The sequence below is a fragment of the Nonomuraea sp. NPDC000554 genome (assembly GCF_040300065.1).
Classification (GTDB): Bacteria; Actinomycetota; Actinomycetes; order Streptosporangiales; family Streptosporangiaceae; genus Nonomuraea.
Genome location: NZ_JBEPDC010000002.1, coordinates 211,472 through 229,240, shown reverse-complemented (window position 1 = coordinate 229,240; position 17,769 = coordinate 211,472). Strand labels below are relative to the sequence as shown.

Genomic DNA, 17,769 nt, shown 5'->3' with positions numbered 1-17,769 from the left:
TTTGGTGAGACCGGTCTTCGGTCGCCCAGACCGACTCGCTACCCTTCGAATCATGATTGACCAGGGGATCCAGGGTCGAAATGCCGCCGTTACCGAGATGCCCCACGAGCTGCGCCACGACGTGCGCCTGCTCGGTGAACTGCTCGGTCAGGTGATCGCCGAGCAAGGTGGGGCCGATCTGCTGGCCGACGTCGAACGGCTACGCAAAGCCGTCATCGCCGCCCGCAGGGGCGAGGCCTCGGCCGACCAGATCACCGCCATGGTCACTGAATGGGAGATCGAACGGGCCGTCCAGATCGCCCGCGCCTTCACCTGCTACTTCCACCTGGCCAACCTGGCCGAGGAGCACTACCGCATCCGTACGCTGCGCGAGCGCGACACCGAGGGCGCGGCGCAGCGCGAGTCGCTGGCGCAGGCCGTCCAGGAGCTGGGCCGTGAGCGGGTCACCGAGCTGGTCGAAGGCCTGGAGCTGCACCCGGTGCTGACCGCGCACCCGACGGAGGCGCGCAGGCGCGCGGTCGTCACCGCGATCCAGCGCGTCAGCGGGCAGCTCACCGAGTACAACACGCCGGGACGCGGCGCCTCCGAGCGGGCCGACAGCAGGCGGCGGCTGCTGGAGGAGATCGACCTGCTGTGGCGCACGGCCCAGCTGCGCTCCACCAAGCTGGACCCGCTCGACGAGGTCCGCACCGCCATGGCCGCCTTCGACGAGACGCTGTTCCGCGTGGTCCCGCAGGTCTACCGGTCGCTCGACGCCGCGCTCGGCGACGCCACGGGCACCCGTCCGCCGCTGGCCAGGCCGTTCATCCGCTACGGCAGCTGGATCGGCGGCGACCGCGACGGCAACCCGAACGTCACCTCCAAGGTCACCCGCGACACCATCCAGATCCAGGCCGAGCACGTGCTGACCGCGCTGGAGACCGCCACCAGCCGCATCGCCCGCACGCTCACCGCGACCGCGCAGCTCGCCCCCGCCTCGCCCAGGCTCAGGTCGGCGCTGGGAGCTGCCGCCGACGCCAGCCCCGAGCTGGTCTCGGAGCTGGCCAAGCGCTCGCCGCGTGAGCCGCACCGGCAGTGGCTGCTGTTCGTGGCCGCCCGCATCGCCGCCACCCGCCGCCGCGACCTCGATCTCGCCTACCGCTCGCCCGCCGAACTGCTCGCCGACCTGCGCCTGACCCAGGAGTCGCTGGCCGAGCACGCCGAGCGGCAGGCGTACGGCGAGCTGCAGCACCTCATCTGGCAGGTCGAGACGTTCGGCTTCCACCTGGCCGAGCTGGAGGTCCGCCAGCACTCCCAGGTGCACGCGGCGGCGCTGGAGGAGGTCAGAGCCGGTGGCGAGCTGTCGGAGCGCACCGAGGAGGTGCTGGCCACGATCCGGGTGATCGCCTGGATCCAGGAGCGGTTCGGCGTCACCGCCTGCTCCCGTTACGTCGTCTCCTTCACCCGCTCGGCCGACGACGTCGCCGCCGTCTACGAGCTGGCCGAGCACGCGCTGGGCGCGCGTGCCCCGGTGCTCGACGTGGTGCCGCTGTTCGAGTCCGGCCAGGACCTGGAGAACTCGCCGGACGTGCTGACCGGCATGCTCGAACTGCGCCAGGTGCGTGAGCGGCTGGCGCAGACGGGCCGGCGCATGGAGGTCATGCTCGGCTACTCCGACTCGGCCAAGGAACTGGGCCCGGCCGCCGCCACGCTGCGGCTGTACGAGGCGCAGGAGCGGCTGACCGACTGGGCGGTGCGGAACGACGTCCGCCTGCGCATGTTCCACGGCAGGGGCGGCGCGCTCGGCCGGGGCGGCGGGCCCGCCAACCGCGCGGTCCTGGCCCAGGCGCCCGGTTCCGTCGCGGGCCGGTTCAAGGTCACCGAGCAGGGCGAGGTCATCTTCGCCCGATACGGGCACACGGCGATCGCCCGCCGCCACATGGAGCAGGTGACGAACGCGGTGCTGCTGGCCTCGTCGCCGTCGGTCGGCGCCCGCACGGCCGCCGCCGCCGACCGCTTCCGCTCGCTGGCGGAGCAGGTGGCGACGGCTTCCGAGCGGGCGTACCGGTCGCTGACCGAGGCGCCCGGCTTCCCCGAGTGGTTCGCCCTGGTCAGCCCGCTGGAGGAGATCGGCTCGCTGCGCCTCGGCTCCCGTCCGGCCCGCCGCGGCCTGGGCGCCCCCCGCTCGCTCGACGACCTGCGCGCCATCCCGTGGGTGTTCGCCTGGGCCCAGACCCGGGTGAACCTGCCCGGCTGGTACGGCCTCGGCACCGGGCTGGCGGCGGTCGCCTCCCTGAACGAGCTTCAGGCGGCGTACGCCGAATGGCCGCTCTTCAACGCGATGCTCGACAACGCGGAGATGTCGCTGGCGAAGACCGACCGCTCGATCGCCGAACGCTACCTGGCGCTCGGCGGCCGGGACGACTTCACCGAGCAGGTGCTGGAGGAGTACGACCGGACGAGGAGCCTGGTGCTGCGGGTCACCGGCCATACCCGCCTGCTGGAGAACCGCAAGGTCCTCTCGCGCGCCGTCCAGCTGCGCGACCCGTACGTCGACGCCCTGTCGCACCTCCAGTTGCGCGCGCTGCGGGCGCTGCGCACCGGCGAGGTCTCCGAGCAGGAGCGCGAGCGCCTGTCGACGCTCCTGCTGCTCTCGGTCAACGGCGTGGCGGCGGGCCTGCAGAACACCGGCTGACAGGCCCGCGGGGGCTCAGCGGAGGCCGTCGAAGAAGGCGCGGACGTCGGAGGTGAGCGCCTCGGTCGCGGTGTGCGCGGCGTAGTGGCCGTGGGCCGGGGCGTCCAGCGTCTTCCAGGAGACGATGCCGTGGTGGTCGCGCTCGGCGAAGCGGCGGATCGACGCGAAGTCGCCCGCGCTCATGGCCAGCGCGGTGGGCACGGTGGTGGGCTCCTTCGGCTGCTCGGCGCGGGCGTTCTCCCAGTACAGGCGGAGGGCGGAGCCGGCCGTGCCGGTGAACCAGTGGATCGCCGCGTTGGTCAGCACGAAGTCGTCGTCGAGGTCCTCGTCGAAGAGCTGGACGAGCCAGCCCAGCAGGCCGGCGGGCGAGTCGGCGATCGCGTGCGCCAGCGTCTGCGGCTGCTGGGAGTGCAGGACGTTGAAGGCGCCCTTCTCCTTCCAGAACCAGTCGAGCACGGCCAGGCCCGCCTGCTCCTCCTCGCTCAGGCCGGCGAACTCGGCCGGGTCGCCTGACGGGAACGAGAACAGCTGGGTCACGTGCACGCCCACGACGTGCTCCGGGGCGACCCTGCCGAGCTCGGGCGAGATCATCGACCCGGCGTCGTTGCCCACCGCGCCGTACCGCTCGTAGCCGAGCCTGGCCATCAGCTCGGCCCACGCGGCGGCGATGCGCTGGTTGTTCCAGCCCAGCTCGGTCGTCGGGCCGGAGAAGCCGAAGCCGGGCAGCGACGGGATGACCAGGTGGAAGTGGCGCGACAGCGGTTCGACGGCGGCGAGGTACTCCACGACCGAGCCGGGCCAGCCGTGCGTGAGGACGAGCGGCAGGGCGTCGGGGTTGCTGGAGCGGACGTGCAGGAAGTGGATGTTCTGCCCGTCGATCTCGGTGGTGAACTGCGGGTACGCGTTGAGCCTGGCCTCCTGCGCCCGCCAGTCGTAGCCGTCGCGCCAGTAGCCGACGAGCCGCTTGACCCGCTCGACGCTGACGCCCTGGTCGGCGCCGGCGATCTCGTGGGTGAAGCGGGTCAGGGCCAGGCGGGCGTGCAGGTCGTCGAGGTTGGCCTGGGGGATCTCGATGCGGAAGGGGCGGATCTCGGACATCGGTGGCCCTCTCGGTCGTAGAGCGGAACGGATCGTTCTGTTCATAGAATAGCAGAACGGAATCATCTATTCCACTATGGTGGCCCGAGAAGTCCGGGACAGGTGCGGCCTACGGCGTGATCCGCTCCAGGCCCGCGTAGACGTTGCAGCGCTCGCCGCGCAGGAACCCGACCAGCGTCATCCCGAACTCCCTGGCCAGATCCACCGCCAGCGACGAGGGGGCCGACACCGCGCACACCACCGGCACGCCCGCCGCCAGGGCCTTCTGCATGATCTCGTAGCTGGCCCGGCCGCTGACCATCAGCACGTGCTCGGCCAGCGGCAGCCGCCCGTCGAGCGCGGCCCAGCCGACGAGCTTGTCGACCGCGTTGTGCCTGCCGACGTCCTCCCTGAGCGCGACCAGCTCGCCCGCCCGGGTGAACAGGCCCGCCGCGTGCAGCCCGCCCGTCTTGCCGAACACACCCTGCGCCTTGCGCAGCCGGTCCGGCAGGGCGTACAGGACGTCAGGCGCCAGCTCCAGCGAACCGCGCGGCAGCGGACGGCAGCGGTCGTGCAGCACGTCCAGGCTGGCCGAGCCGCACACGCCGCACGCACTGGACGTGAGGAAGTGGCGGTCGAGCGCCGGCAGGTCGGGGATCGGGCCCTGCAGGCGCACCGTGACCGTGTTGTACCGGGCCTCCGGCGGGACGTCCTCGTCGGTGCAGTAGCCGATGGCCGCGACGCCCCCCGGGCTCACCAGGCCCTCGCCGTGCAGGAAGCCGGCGGCCAGCTCGAAGTCGTGGCCGGGGGTGCGCATGGTGATGGCGACGGTCCGGCGGGCGCCGTCGAGCGAGCTGAGCCGGATCTCCAGCGGCTCCTCGGTGGCCAGGTCGTCGCGGCGGTCGCGGACGACGGCGCCGGAGATCTCCCGGATCCTGACGCGGGTGGTGGGGCCCGGCCTGGTGTTCACAGCGGACGCACCGTGACGCACGCGTTGTAGTCGGGGATCCGCGCGTCGGGAGAGCGCCTGGCCTCGTCCAGCAGGACGTTCCCCTCCGGCCAGTGGATCTGCAGGTTGCCCGGCATCACCGGCGCGCGCAGCACCCTGCCCCGGTAGGCGCGCTCGCCGGAGCGCAGCTCGACCGGGGAGCCGTCGGGCAGGCCGAGGCGGTCGGCGTCGTACCCGCTCATCAGCACGGCCTCGCGGGTGGCGCCGTTGAAGCCGTCGAGGCGCTCGTGGACCATGCTGTTGAACTGCTTGCCGCGCCGGGTGGACACCATGAACGTCCCGTCGGGGCGTTCCAGCGCGGGCAGCTGAACGGCCGAGAACCCGCCCAGCCCGTCGGGGGTCTGGAAGCGGCCGTCGGCGAACAGGTGCCGTCCGCCGTACTGGACGTTGTCGCCGAAGGCCCGCAGTTCGGCGATGCCCTCGTAGAACGGGACGGCGCGCTCGATCTCCGCGCGGATCTGCGGGGTGCCCGCGAACCGCACCTGCCCCGAAATTTCGGGACGTGTGCGGGCGGCCAGCTCGGTGAAGATCTTCCACTCCGGCCACGCCTCGCCGATCCTGGGCCCCTCGACCTCGGGCGAGAAGATGATCCGCCGCTCCGTCGAGGTCTCGGTGACCCCGCCGACCATCTCGTACCTGGTCTGGGCGGGCAGCAGCAGGACGTCCCCCTCGCAAGGGACGAGCATCTGCGAGGAGAGCACGATGTCGATGTGGATCCGCAGCCGCGGCCGCGACAGCGCCTCCCGGCAGTAGCCGGGGTCGGGCAGGACCTCCAGGAAGTTGCCTCCCGAGGAGATGAGGACGTCCAGGTCGCCCGCGTGCGCCGCGTCGATCATGTCGGTCGCGGTCAGTCCGGGCGTCGCAGGAACCTCGAACCCCCACATGTCAGTAAATTTCGTGGCATTTTCCGACGTTATCGGCAGGCCGCCCGGCAGGCCCGTCGCGTACGCGCCCATCTCGGCCCCGCCCTGCACGCCGCTGTGCCCGCGGATCGGCATCAGCCCGCACTTGTCGCGCCCCACGAAGCCGCGGGCCAGCGCCAGGTTCACGATCGCCCTGACGTTGTCCTCGCCGTAGGTGTGCTGCGTGATGCCCATCGACCAGACCAGCACCGCGGACCGCGCCTCGCCGAGCAGCCTGGCCAGCCTGAACATGTCGTCGCGGGTGGCCCCGGACAGCGCCTCCAGCTCCTCCCACGACTGCGCCGCCACCGCCTGCCGCGCCGCCTCGAAGCCCGAGGTGCGCTCCTCGACGAACTCCTTGTCGACCCAGCCGTTCTCGATGAGGTGCTTGAGCACGCCGTTCAGGAAGCCGATGTCGCCGCCCACGTTCACGCCGAAGAACTCGTCGGTGATCTTCGTCCCGAACAGCGCCGACTCGGCGTTGGACGGCACCCAGTACCTGTCCATGCCCGGCTCGCGATAGGCGTTGACCATCGCGATCCTGGTTCCCTCCTTCTTGGCGTGGTACAGGTACTTCATCGCCACGGGCTGGTTGTTCGACGGGTTCGAGCCGATGAAGACGATCAGGTCGGAGCCGATCCAGTCGCTGTAGGAGCAGGTGGTGGCCGCCGCGCCGATCGTCTGCTTGAGCGCCACCGTCGAGGGCGAGTGGCAGATGCGCGCCGCGTTGTCGATGTTGTTCGTGCCGAGCGCCCGCACCGCCTTCTGCGCGGCGTAGTAGTTCTCGTTCGGCATGCCGCGGCTGGTCAGATACGCGCCGAAGCGTGCCCCGCGCAGCCCGTCGGCGGCCACGCGCAGCGCCTCGTCCCAGGAGATTCGGGTGAAGCCCGGCTCGCCCGCCCGCCTGAGCATCGGGTACGGCAGCCGCCCCAGCTCCCGCAGCTCCGCGCTCTTCTTGTCGGCGAGCCCGGAGACGTCACGCAACGTTCGGTACTTCAGCGCGGGCATGGTGTTCAGAGGAAGCAGCCGCAGCCTGATGTTGCACAGGTGGATCTCGTCCATCGTCCAGTCGCGCATGCCCTGGGTGCCCAGCGCGCACCCGTCGCACGTGCCCTGGTTGAGAATCCGCCACGCGTACCGTCTGTTGCCCTTGACGGCGCGGAACGCCCGCACCAGCTCCTTATAGTTGTTCGGCTTGCGCAGGCCCAGGCCGAACGGCCGCCACGAGGCCCAGTTACGAGGGTCCAAACGTCTGCTCATGGACTCATCTTCTCCCTCACCCGGGCTCCGGCGACAGCGGACGTCGTGCGATCCGCGAAGATGGAAAGGTGCCAGACTCGCGATACTCCGACCTCGAGCGCCCGCCTCTCTCCGAGGCGGCGCTGACCCGCGCCCTGGTGCGGCCCGGCAGCCTGTGGACCGGCCTGACCGTCGTCGACACCACCGGCTCCACCAACGCCGACCTGGCAGAGGCCGCCCGAGCGGGAGCGGCGCAGGGCGCGGTGCTGGTGGCGGAGGCGCAGTCGGCGGGCAGGGGCCGGCTCGGCCGCACCTGGGCCGCCCCGCCGCGCTCCGGGATCACGTTCTCCGTGCTGCTCACGCCGTCCGTGCCGATGGCCGCGCAGGGCTGGCTGTCGCTGCTGTTCGGCGTGGCGGCGGCGTCGGCCGTGCGCAGGCTCGCCGAGGTGGACGTCCGCCTCAAGTGGCCCAACGACCTGCTGATCGGCGAGCGCAAGCTGGCCGGGGTGCTGGCGGAGCGCGTCGAGCACGCGGTGGTCATCGGCATGGGCCTGAACGTGACGCTCAGACGCGACGAGCTGCCCGTCGAGACCGCCACCTCCCTGGCCCTGGAGGAGGCGGCCTGCCTCGACAGAGACCCGCTGCTCAGAGCCGTCCTGCGGGAGATCGAGACGCACTACCGCGAGTGGGAGGAGGCGGGTGGCGACGCCGAGGCGTGCGGGCTGCGGGCGGCCTACCTGGCGGCCAGCGCCACCGTCGGCCGCGAGGTCAGGGTCGAGCTGCCGGGCGGGCAGGTGCTGACGGGCCGGGCCACCGGCATCGACGGCGCCGGGCACCTCCTCGTGGAGGCCGGAGGCAGGCGGCACGCGCTGAGCGCCGGCGACGTCGTCCACGTCCGGCCGGCCGCGTAGCCACGCGGTTCGTCCCAACCTCGTGGCCGCGCGCCCGCCGAGGTGGCACGATTTGCGCATGACCATCCCGGACCATCACCTGACGCAGGGTGAACGCCGTATCCGGTCCTTCCATCCCCATTGGAAGCGACTCGTCGTCCCGTTCATCGCGCTCGTCCTCATCGCCGTGGCCGCAGGAGCGGGCCTGTACCTCGTCCCGGGTGACTGGGAGTACGCCTTCTACGCCAGGCTCGCCGTCGGGGTCATCGCCCTGCTGCTGCTGACGGTCTGGTCGTTCGTGCCCTACCTGCAGTGGAAGAACACCGGGTACGTGCTCACCTCGCACCGCTTCACGATCAGCACCGGCGTGCTCAACAAGTCGACCGACGAGATCCCGATGACCAAGGTCAACACGGTCAGCTCCGACCAGACCTTCGTCGAACGGCTCTTCGGCTGCGGCACGCTCACCGTCGAGTCCGCCGGCGACAGGGGGCAGATCGTGCTGCGCGACATCCCCCACATCCAGGAGGTCCGCACCGACCTGTTCAGGCTGGTCGAGGACGCCTCCGACGGCGACGACGACGAGAGATGACCTCGGGCGCGGGCTCGCCGGGGCCGCCGGGCAGGCCCACGGCCGAGCAGATCGACCGGCTGCTCGTCGGCGCGCCCGCCCGCCACACCCGAGAGCAGGTCGCGGCCGAGGCGGGCGTGCCGCGGGAGCTGGCCGAGCGCATCTGGCGCGCGCTCGGCTTCGCCAGCCTCGCCGAGGACGCCGTCGCGTTCTCCGACGCCGACGTGGCCGCGCTCCAGCGGGTCGGCAAGATACTCGACGGCGGCCTGCTCGACGAGCAGACCGTGATCCGGCTGGCCCGCGCGCTCGGCCAGACCACGGCCAGGCTCGCCCAGTGGCAGGCTGAGATCATCATCGGCGCGATGCTGCCGCCCGACAGGGAGGCGTCCGACGCGGAGCTCGCCCACGTCCTCGACACCGCCCAGCAGCTCCTGCCCGACTTCGAGCACATGCTGGTGCACGTCTGGCGGGCGCAGCTCGCCGCCGCCGGCACCAGGCTGCTGACCATGGCCGACGAGGAGCTCGTCCCCACCCGCGTGTTCACCGCGGTGGGCTTCGCCGACCTCGTCTCGTTCACCCGGCGCGCCCGCGAGCTCGACGAGCAGGAGCTGGCCGCGCTGGTCGAGGGTTTCGAGGCCCGCGCCTCCGACGTGGTGGCGGCGCACGGCGCCCGGCTGGTCAAGACGCTCGGTGACGAGGTGCTGTTCACCGCGCCCACCGCGGCCCAGGCCGCCGCCATCGCGCTCGACCTGGTCGAGACCGGCGAGCTGCGCATCGGCATGGCCTATGGGCCGGTGCTGCCCATGCTGGGCGACGTCTTCGGCACCACCGTCAACCTGGCCGCCAGGCTCACCGCCATCGCCAGGCCCGGCACCGTCGTGGTCGACTCGGCGTTCGCCGGCGAGCTCGACGGGAACCTGGCGGCCGAGCTCCACAAGATCAGGCGGCGGCCCGCGCGCGGACTCGGCGTGGTGCAGCCCTATGTCTTGCGGAGGCCATCCTCCTGACATAAAGATGGCTGCCATGCCGTACGAAGTGCAGGGCGTCATCGCCCGAGGCAAAGGCCAGGAAGTCTCCGTCGAAACGGTCGTGGTGCCGGACCCGGGGCCGGGCGAGGCGGTCGTGAACGTGCGGGCCTGCGGGGTCTGCCACACCGACCTGCACTACCGCGAGGGGGGCATCAGCGACGACTACCCGTTCCTGCTCGGCCATGAGGCGGCGGGCGTCGTGGAGGCCGTCGGCGAGGGCGTCACCGGGCTGGAGCCGGGCGACTTCGTGATCCTCAACTGGCGGGCCGTGTGCGGCCAGTGCCGGGCCTGCCTGCGCGGGCGTCCCTGGTACTGCTTCGCCACCCACAACGCCGCGCAGAAGATGACGCTGGCCGACGGCACCGAGCTGTCACCGGCGCTCGGCATCGGCGCGTTCCTGGAGAAGACGCTGGTCGCGGCCGGCCAGTGCACCAAGGTGTCGCCCGAGGCACCCGCCGAGGTGGCCGGGCTGCTCGGCTGCGGCGTGATGGCCGGGCTCGGCGCGGCGCTGAACACGGGCAACGTCACGCGCGGCGACACCGTCGCCGTCATCGGCTGCGGCGGCGTCGGCGACGCGGCCGTCCTCGGCGCCTCGCTGGCGGGCGCGTCCAGGATCATCGCCGTGGACGTCGACGACCGCAAGCTGGAATGGGCACGAGACTTCGGCGCCACCCATACCGTCAACTCGCGGGAGAGCGACCCGGTCGAGGCGATCCGCGACCTCACCGGCGGCTTCGGGGCCGACGTGGTGATCGACGCCGTCGGCCGGCCCGAGACCTACAAGCAGGCCTTCTACGCCCGTGACCTGGCGGGCACGGTCGTCCTGGTCGGCGTCCCGACTCCGGAGATGACGCTGGAACTGCCGCTGCTGGACGTGTTCGGCCGCGGCGGGTCGCTGAAGTCCTCCTGGTACGGCGACTGCCTGCCCTCGCGCGACTTCCCGATGCTGATCGACCTGTTCCTGCAGAATCGGCTGCCGCTCGACCGGTTCGTGTCCGAGACGATCGGGCTCGACCAGGTCGAGGAGGCGTTCGCCCGGATGGGCCGCGGCGAGGTGCTCCGTTCGGTGGTGGTCCTCTAGATGCTCGACAGGATCATCACCTCCGGCACGTTCTCGCTCGACGGCGGCACCTGGGAGGTCGACAACAACGTCTGGCTGGTCGGCGACGCCCGCGAGGTGGTCGTCATCGACGCCGCGCACGACGCGAAGGCCATCGCCGACCGGGTGGGCGAGCGGACCGTGCGGGCCATCGTCTGCACGCACGCGCACAACGACCACATCGACGCGGCCGCCGAACTGGCCGAGCGCACCGGCGCGCCGATCCGGCTGCACCCCGCCGACCAGGTGCTGTGGGAGCAGGTGTACGGCGACACGGTGTCGTACACGCCGCTCGACGACGGGGAGAAGATCGAGGCGGGCGGGATCACGCTGGAGGTGCTGCACACACCGGGCCACTCCCCGGGAGCGGTCTGCCTGCACGCGCCCGACCTGTGCGCGCTGTTCAGCGGCGACACGCTGTTCAAGGGCGGCCCCGGCGCGACCGGCCGGTCGTACTCGTCGTTCGACACCATCATGGAGTCGATCACGCGGCGGCTGCTCGGGCTGCCCGCCGAGACGGTCGTGCACACCGGCCACGGCGACTCCACCACCATCGGCGCCGAGGCACCGCACCGGGAGGAGTGGCTGGCCCGGGGGCATTAGAGATGTGACGGGGCTAACGTAGGCATGCCTAACCAAAGTCGGGTACCTTAGGCATGCCTAACCTTCCCCTGTTGAGAGGCCTGCCCTGCGATGTACGTGTGTGTCTGTCGTGCCGTGACCGAGAACGAGGTCCACGACTGCATCGCCGCGGGCGCCAAGAGCGCGAAGCAGGTTCGCGACACCACGGGGGCCGGTGGGGACTGTGCGCTTTGTGTCCGGAAGATCTGTGCCATCCTGAAAAGGTCTGAGGAACTGACGACCGCATAGCACGAGGGGCCGTCCATGCAGGGCGACACACAGATCATCGAGCTGCTGAACGAGCAGCTCACCGCCGAACTCACCGCGATCAACCAGTACTTCCTGCACGCCAAGATGCAGGAGAACTGGGGTTACACCAAGCTGGCCGAGCACACCCGCGCGGAGTCGTTCGACGAGATGCGGCACGCCGAGCGGCTCACCGACCGCATTCTGTTCCTGGAGGGGCTGCCCAACTACCAGCGCCTCGGCACGCTGCACATCGGGCAGACGGTCGAGGAGCAGCTCAGGGCCGACCTGGAGATCGAGCTGGGGGTGGTGGAGCGGCTGCGGCCGGGCATCAAGCTCATGCGGGAGAAGGGCGACATCACCTCGGCCCGCATCTTCGAGGACATCCTCGCGGACGAGGAAGAGCACATCGACTACCTGGAGACCGAGCTGGAGCTCATGCGGACCCTGGGCGAGCAGCTCTATCTCGTCCGCTACGCCGAGCCGCCCTCCTGAGACGGGTGTATCTCGCCCTGCGACCCCGAGCCGTACTCCTGAGGTCGGCGACACGCCGGGGGCCGGAGTGAATTGCCCGACGGCCGACATGATCGCGTCTTGGTTTACCCCTCGGAATTCGCGGCAATTTAAGCATGACTAACCGATATTTATCTGCGTTTGCCCAGGTCAATAGATAGGTCAACTACGAGTCAAACCGCGCGCTGTGACCGGGAAACGATCGCCTAAGGTCCTACGATCGCTTCATGACCTGCGTACTTCTCGCCGAGGATGACACCTCGATTTCCGAGCCGCTCGCGCGCGCCCTGCGCCGTGAGGGCTACCAGGTTGAGGTGAGCCCCGACGGCCCGCAGGCCCTGGAAAGGGCTCTGTCGGGTGGCATCGACCTCATCGTTCTCGACCTCGGCCTGCCAGAAATGGACGGTCTCGAGGTCGCACGCCGGATCCGCGCCGAAGGGCACGGCACCCCGGTTCTCATACTCACCGCCCGCGTGGACGAGGTCGACACCGTCGTCGGCCTGGACGCCGGCGCGGACGACTACGTCACCAAACCCTTCCGACTGGCGGAACTGCTCGCCCGGGTCCGGGCGCTGCTGCGACGCGGCACGTCCGAGACGCCCGTGGTGCAGGGTGTCCGCATCGACGCCGACTCCCGCCGCGCCTGGATGGGGGAGAAGGAGCTGCATCTGACGACCAAGGAATTCGATCTGCTGCGGGTGCTCGTCCGCGACGCGGGCAAGGTCGTCACCCGGGAACAGATCATGCGCGAGGTGTGGGACACCAACTGGTGGGGCTCCACGAAGACACTCGACATGCACATTTCGTGGCTGCGCCGCAAGCTCGGCGACGACGCGGCCAAGCCTCGCTACATCACCACCGTCCGGGGAGTCGGCTTCCGCTTCGAACGCGAGTAGGCGATGCGCCGACGCCTGCTCTCGTCCACTCTGGTCGTCGCGGTCATCGCGGTGCTCCTGCTGGGGGTACCTCTGGGCATCGTGGTCAGCCGTCTGATCGTCGACGAGGCGGTCCAGGAGCTCAGAGCGGAGGCGACGCGTCTGGTGGGGGAGGTCGAATACGCCCGCATCCAGGAGACGCCGCTCGACCCGCAGCAGCTCAAGCAGAAGTATCCGGGCCGCTACATACAGATCTGGGAACGCGGGAACCCCCCCAAGGTGACCGTCGTCGGCAACTCGCCGCCGTCGGGCCACCAGATGAACGAGGACGCCCAGTCCGACAACGGGCTCTACGTGCGGGTGAGCCGCGACAAGGACCAGGTCGAGCGGGACGTGCGCGCACGGCTGCTGCTGATCGTGGCCCTGGCGGTCGCGGCTCTGGCGGTGGCGGTCGGCCTGGCCATCGTGCAGTCGCGCCGGTTGACGCTGCCGTTGCAGGACCTCGCCAAGATCGCCGAACGGCTCGGCTCGGGCGACGCCAGACCGAGCAAACACCGGTACGGGATACCCGAGCTGGACCGGGTGGCCGAGGTCCTCGACCGCAGCGCCACTCGCATCTCCGAGCTGCTCACCCGCGAGCGCGAGTTCGCGACCGACGCCTCGCACCAGCTGCGCACCCCGCTGACCGGCCTGACCATGCGTCTGGAGGAGATCGTCGCCGCCTCCGACCAGCCCGCCGTCGTCCGCGAGGAGGGCGAGGCGGCCATCGTGCAGGCCGAGCGGCTCACCGCCGTGATCGACGAGCTGCTCGCGGCGGCCCGCCGTCAGCGTCACGCGCAGGCCGAGCCCGTCTCCATCGACGAGGTCCTCATCCAGCAGGTCACCGAGTGGGAGCCGGTCTTCCGCGGCTCCGGACGCTCGCTGCTGCTCGAGGGCACTCGCGGGCTGAAGGCCCTCGCCACCACCGGCGGCTTCGGGCAGGTCATCGCCTCGCTGCTGGAGAACTCCCTGCGGCACGGAGGCGGCGTGGTGACCGTCACGACGACCAGCGGCGACAACTATGTGGTGATCGAGATCGCCGACGAGGGGCCGGGCATCTCCGACGACATCGCGCCGAAGGTCTTCGAGCGGAACGTGAGCGGCGGCGGCGGCACCGGCCTCGGGCTGACGCTCGCCCGCGCGCTGGCCGCGGCCGACGGCGGACGCCTGGAGCTGGTACGCCGCCGCCCGGCGACGTTCGCGATCTTCCTGCGGCCCGCCGAGGACAACGGCAGGAACCGGGTGGTCAGCGGTCCTGCCTGATACCGCCGTCGGGCAGCTCGGCCGGGATCGGCTCGGTCGCCTCCAGGAACACCCACTTCTTGTACGACCAGTACCGGAACAGCGTGCCGAGGCCGACGCCCACCAGGTTGGCGACGTTCAGGCTGAACGCGTCGTGCAGGTGCAGCGTGTACTTGGTGAAACCGATCGTCAGCATGCCGAACAGCAGGGCGATGCCGTTGAGCAGGAAGAACAGGAAGTACTCGCGGCCCAGGCCGCTCTGCTCGCGGTGGCGGAACGTCCAGAACCGGTTGCCGAGGTAGGCGAAGGTCGCGGAGATGAGGGTGGCCAGGACCTTCGAGGTCAGCGGGCCCATGTCGAGCCACAGCATGAAGACGTTGTACAAGCCCGTGTCGATGACGAAGGCCATCGCACCGATGACACCGAACTTGGTCAGTTCGTGGAGCAGGGTTGAGAACCGCTCATAGAGGCGCTTTACGAAGTTCACGTCTCTGATCGGTCCTTCCTCGTGTCGGGCATGACCTTCCCAGCGTATCGGGTACGCCACCGGCCAGGGGCACATACCGGACGATGGGCCGCCATGGGGCGAATGCCCTCTGACGACCAGAGATGTACAGCATCGGACGGCGGGTAAGCTCAGCTCACGTGAGTTCCTACAGCCCAGTCGTGGGCATCGTCGGCGCGGGCCAGCTCGCCCGGATGACGCAGCAGCCAGCCATCGCGCTCGGTGTCGAGCTCCGGGTGCTGGCCAACAGCACCGACGAGAGCGCGGCCCGGGTGATCGTCGACACCCGCATCGGCGACTACCGCGACCTGACCGACCTGCGCGAGTTCGCCAAGGGCTGCGCCGCGATCACGTTCGACCACGAGCACGTCCCCACCGAGCACATCCGCGCCCTCACCGACGACGGCTTCGCCGTGCACCCCGGCGCCGACGCACTGGTCCACGCCCAGGACAAAGCGGTCATGCGGGAGCGCCTCACGTCCTTCGGCGCACCCTGCCCCGCCTGGTCCCGGGTGTCCGACGCCGACGCCGCCGAGCGGTTCGCCGAGGAGCACGGCTGGCCGGTGGTGCTGAAAGCCGTCAGAGGCGGCTACGACGGCCGTGGCGTCTGGGTGTGCCGGACGGCCGCTGACGTCGCCGAGGCGTTCCAGGCCGGGGTGCCGCTGATGGCTGAGGCGTTCGTCCCGTTCGAGCGGGAGCTGGCCGTCATGGTGGCGCGCTCGCCGCACGGTCAGGGCGTCAGCTACCCCGTCGTCGAGACCGTCCAGCAGGACGGCATCTGCGTCGAGGTCCTCGCCCCCGCGCCCGGGCTCGACCCCGAAGTGTCCGCGCAGGCCCAGCGCATCGCCCTGCAGATCGCGCACGAACTGGGCGTCACCGGGCTGCTGGCGGTGGAGCTGTTCGAGACGGCCGGCGGGCTGGTGGTCAACGAGCTGGCCATGCGCCCCCACAACAGCGGCCACTGGACCATCGACGGCGCCCGCACGTCGCAGTTCGAGCAGCACCTGCGGGCCGTCCTCGACCTGCCGCTCGGCTCCCCGTCGATGACCGCGCCCGTCGTCGTCATGGCCAACCTGCTCGGCGGCGACGAACCTGACCTGTTCAAGCGCTACGAGCACGTCATGGCCCACGACCCCGGCGTGAAGCTGCACTTCTACGGCAAGGAGGTGCGCCCGGGCCGCAAGATCGGCCACGTCACCGTCGCGGGCGACGACCTCGACTCCGTGCGCGCCCGCGCCCGGCACGCCGCCGTCTACCTGACCACCGGGGAGTACACGTGATCGGCATCGTCATGGGCAGCGACTCCGACTGGCCGGTGATGAAGGCCGCCGCCGAAGCCGTCGCCGAGTTCGACGTGCCCTTCGAGGCGGACGTCGTCTCGGCGCACCGCATGCCGGTCGAGATGATCGAGTACGGCAGGCAGGCGGCGGCGCGCGGCCTCAAGGTCCTCATCGCGGGCGCGGGCGGCGCCGCGCACCTGCCCGGCATGCTGGCCTCGGTCACGCCGCTGCCGGTCATCGGGGTGCCGGTGCCGCTGAAGTACCTCGACGGGATGGACTCACTGCTGTCGATCGTCCAGATGCCCGCCGGGGTGCCGGTGGCGACCGTGGCGGTCGGCGGAGCCCGCAACGCGGGGCTGCTGGCGGTGCGCATTCTCGCCGCGTCCGACGAGGGCCTGCGGGTCCGTATGGAGGAGTTCCAGGGGCGGCTCAAGGAGCAGGCGTACGCCAAGGGCGCCAAACTCCGCGCTGAAGCCGCCGAACTGGGCTGACCGGTCGCCCCGCGCAGGAAGGAGTCCCGCGCGGGGCCTTCGGGGTCAGGGGCGGCCGAGGGCCCGGTAGTGCCAGCCCGCGGAGCGCCAGATCTCCGAGTTCAGGGCGTTGCGGCCGTCCACGATGCGGCGGGCGGCCACGACCGCGCCCAGCTCCTCCGGGTCGAGGTCGACGAACTCCCGCCACTCCGTCAACACCAGCACCACGTGCGCCCCGCGAGCCGCCTCGATAGCCGATTCGCCGTAGTTCAGCTCCGGGTGCGCCTTACGGGCGTTGTCGAGCGCGATGGGGTCGTAGACGGTGACCTGGCCGCCCTGGTGGCCGATCGTGACGGCCACGTCCAGGGCAGGGGAGTCGCGGATGTCGTCGGAGTCGGGTTTGAACGCCGCGCCGAGGACGCCGACCGTGCAGCCGCGGAACGAGCCTCCCGCCAGCTCGCGGGCCAGGTCCACCATGCGGGCGCGGCGGCGCATGTTGATCGCGTCCACCTCGCGCAGGAATGTCAGCGCCTGATCGACCCCCAGCTCACCGGCGCGCGCCATGAACGCGCGGATGTCCTTGGGCAGGCACCCTCCGCCGAAGCCGAGGCCGGGGTTGAGGTAGCGGCCGCCGATGCGGTCGTCGTACGACAGGGCCAGCGAGAGCTGCTGCACGTCGGCGTGCGCGGCCTCACAGATCTCCGCCATCGCGTTGATGAAGGAGATCTTGGTGGCCAGGAAGGAGTTCGCGGCGGTCTTGACCAGCTCGGCGGTCGCGAAGTCGGTCACCACGAACGGCACCTCGCCCAGCGGGCGGTACACCTCGCGCAGCACCTTCTCCGCCCGCTCGGAGCGGACGCCCAGCACGAGGCGGTCGGGCGACAGCGTGTCCTGCACCGCGAAGCCCTCGCGGAGAAACTCGGGGTTCCAGGCCAGCTCGGCCTGCGTGCCCGCCGGAGCCAGCATGGCGAGCCTGTCGGCCAGGCGTCCCGCGGTGCCGACGGGCACGGTCGACTTGCCGACCACCAGGCACTCGCGGTCCAGGTAGGGGGCGAGCGACTCGATGGCCGCGTCCATGTACGACACGTCGGCGGCGTACTCGCCGCGCTTCTGCGGCGTGCCCACGCAGACGAAGTGGACATCGCCGAACGCCGCCACCTCTTCATAGGACGTGGTGAACCGGAGACGTCCTGATTCGAGCCCCCGACGCAGCAGGGGTTCCAGCCCCGGCTCATGGATCGGGAGCTCACCGTTGTTGAGCCGGCGGATCTTGTCGGGGTCGATGTCGAGGCCCAGGACGTCGAATCCGAGTTCCGCCATGCAGGCCGCATGGGTGATACCCAGGTATCCGGTCCCGATCACCGTGAGGCGATATGGCACGAGAGAGCTCCTTTCGATCGCCAGCGCATGTTACCGGCCCGCGCTACCACGTTCTGTGCCACCTGCCCATATCGGCTAACCGTACCCGCTGGTAACAAGAAGGTCGGAC

At 70.7% G+C, this 17,769-nt stretch carries 17 protein-coding genes; 12 read left to right on the top strand and 5 right to left on the bottom strand.

The features are described 5' to 3' along the window. Window positions 1-52 precede the first annotated feature (52 nt). Window positions 53-2,674 carry a phosphoenolpyruvate carboxylase gene (locus ABT294_RS04995; protein ID WP_350803618.1) on the top strand — a complete coding sequence of 874 codons (2,622 nt, stop codon included), beginning with the start codon at window positions 53-55 and terminating at the stop codon, window positions 2,672-2,674. Window positions 2,675-2,689: 15 nt separating this feature from the next. Here the strand turns inward: ABT294_RS04995 and ABT294_RS04990 are convergent, their stop codons facing one another. The 3 genes from ABT294_RS04990 to ABT294_RS04980 all read right to left on the bottom strand — a co-directional run bounded on the left by ABT294_RS04990 (window position 2,690) and on the right by ABT294_RS04980 (window position 6,922). Continuing rightward, window positions 2,690-3,772: an epoxide hydrolase family protein gene (locus ABT294_RS04990; RefSeq protein WP_350803617.1), complete on the bottom strand. Its 1,083-nt coding sequence runs from the start codon at window positions 3,770-3,772 to the stop codon at window positions 2,690-2,692. A gap of 109 nt (window positions 3,773-3,881) precedes the next feature. Next, window positions 3,882-4,721, bottom strand: a complete 840-nt coding sequence (gene fdhD, locus ABT294_RS04985; protein WP_350803616.1) for a formate dehydrogenase accessory sulfurtransferase FdhD — start codon at window positions 4,719-4,721, stop codon at window positions 3,882-3,884. Further along, the gene (locus tag ABT294_RS04980) at window positions 4,718-6,922 is read right to left on the bottom strand and encodes an FdhF/YdeP family oxidoreductase (RefSeq protein WP_350803615.1); all 2,205 of its coding nucleotides are present in this window, start codon (window positions 6,920-6,922) and stop codon (window positions 4,718-4,720) included. Before ABT294_RS04980 ends, fdhD begins: the two co-directional genes overlap by 4 nt. Before the next feature lie 68 nt (window positions 6,923-6,990). On the opposite strand from ABT294_RS04980, the gene ABT294_RS04975 reads away from it, so the two are divergent. From ABT294_RS04975 to ABT294_RS04935, 9 genes are all read left to right on the top strand, one after another. Then, complete coding sequence (locus ABT294_RS04975) at window positions 6,991-7,812, top strand: biotin--[acetyl-CoA-carboxylase] ligase (RefSeq protein WP_350803614.1); 822 nt, start codon at window positions 6,991-6,993, stop codon at window positions 7,810-7,812. A gap of 58 nt (window positions 7,813-7,870) precedes the next feature. Continuing rightward, window positions 7,871-8,383: a PH domain-containing protein gene (locus ABT294_RS04970; protein ID WP_350803613.1), complete on the top strand. Its 513-nt coding sequence runs from the start codon at window positions 7,871-7,873 to the stop codon at window positions 8,381-8,383. Then, the gene (locus tag ABT294_RS04965; protein ID WP_350803612.1) at window positions 8,380-9,369 is read left to right on the top strand and encodes an adenylate/guanylate cyclase domain-containing protein; all 990 of its coding nucleotides are present in this window, start codon (window positions 8,380-8,382) and stop codon (window positions 9,367-9,369) included. The genes ABT294_RS04970 and ABT294_RS04965 overlap by 4 nt, the downstream gene beginning before the upstream one ends. 16 nt (window positions 9,370-9,385) lie before the next feature. After that, window positions 9,386-10,471 (top strand): S-(hydroxymethyl)mycothiol dehydrogenase, encoded by a 1,086-nt coding sequence (locus ABT294_RS04960; RefSeq protein WP_350803611.1) that lies wholly within the window; start codon window positions 9,386-9,388, stop codon window positions 10,469-10,471. Continuing rightward, complete coding sequence (locus ABT294_RS04955; protein WP_350803610.1) at window positions 10,472-11,092, top strand: MBL fold metallo-hydrolase; 621 nt, start codon at window positions 10,472-10,474, stop codon at window positions 11,090-11,092. A 90-nt stretch (window positions 11,093-11,182) separates the two neighbouring features. Beyond that, window positions 11,183-11,359 (top strand): (2Fe-2S)-binding protein, encoded by a 177-nt coding sequence (locus tag ABT294_RS04950; protein ID WP_350803609.1) that lies wholly within the window; start codon window positions 11,183-11,185, stop codon window positions 11,357-11,359. Window positions 11,360-11,374: 15 nt separating this feature from the next. Continuing rightward, entirely contained in the window at window positions 11,375-11,851 is a 477-nt protein-coding gene (gene bfr, locus ABT294_RS04945; RefSeq protein ID WP_350803608.1) for a bacterioferritin, read from the top strand. Between the two features lie 245 nt (window positions 11,852-12,096). After that, window positions 12,097-12,765 carry a response regulator transcription factor gene (locus ABT294_RS04940; protein ID WP_043620820.1) on the top strand — a complete coding sequence of 223 codons (669 nt, stop codon included), beginning with the start codon at window positions 12,097-12,099 and terminating at the stop codon, window positions 12,763-12,765. A 3-nt stretch (window positions 12,766-12,768) separates the two neighbouring features. After that, a complete protein-coding gene (locus ABT294_RS04935) occupies window positions 12,769-14,046 on the top strand; it encodes an ATP-binding protein (protein ID WP_350803607.1) in 1,278 nt (425 codons plus the stop codon). Here ABT294_RS04935 and ABT294_RS04930 read toward each other — a convergent pair. Further along, on the bottom strand, window positions 14,030-14,512 hold the full coding sequence (locus ABT294_RS04930) for a GtrA family protein (protein WP_350803605.1): 483 nt from the start codon (window positions 14,510-14,512) through the stop codon (window positions 14,030-14,032). The genes ABT294_RS04935 and ABT294_RS04930 overlap by 17 nt on opposite strands. Before the next feature lie 185 nt (window positions 14,513-14,697). On the opposite strand from ABT294_RS04930, the gene ABT294_RS04925 reads away from it, so the two are divergent. Together ABT294_RS04925 and purE are read left to right on the top strand one after the other, a co-directional pair. Next, the gene (locus ABT294_RS04925; RefSeq protein ID WP_502911971.1) at window positions 14,698-15,810 is read left to right on the top strand and encodes a 5-(carboxyamino)imidazole ribonucleotide synthase; all 1,113 of its coding nucleotides are present in this window, start codon (window positions 14,698-14,700) and stop codon (window positions 15,808-15,810) included. A gap of 11 nt (window positions 15,811-15,821) precedes the next feature. Next, window positions 15,822-16,301 (top strand): 5-(carboxyamino)imidazole ribonucleotide mutase, encoded by a 480-nt coding sequence (gene purE / locus ABT294_RS04920; protein WP_350803967.1) that lies wholly within the window; start codon window positions 15,822-15,824, stop codon window positions 16,299-16,301. A gap of 45 nt (window positions 16,302-16,346) precedes the next feature. Here purE and ABT294_RS04915 read toward each other — a convergent pair whose 3' ends face one another. Continuing rightward, on the bottom strand, window positions 16,347-17,660 hold the full coding sequence (locus ABT294_RS04915; protein ID WP_350803602.1) for a UDP-glucose dehydrogenase family protein: 1,314 nt from the start codon (window positions 17,658-17,660) through the stop codon (window positions 16,347-16,349). Between the last annotated feature and the right edge of the window lie 109 nt (window positions 17,661-17,769).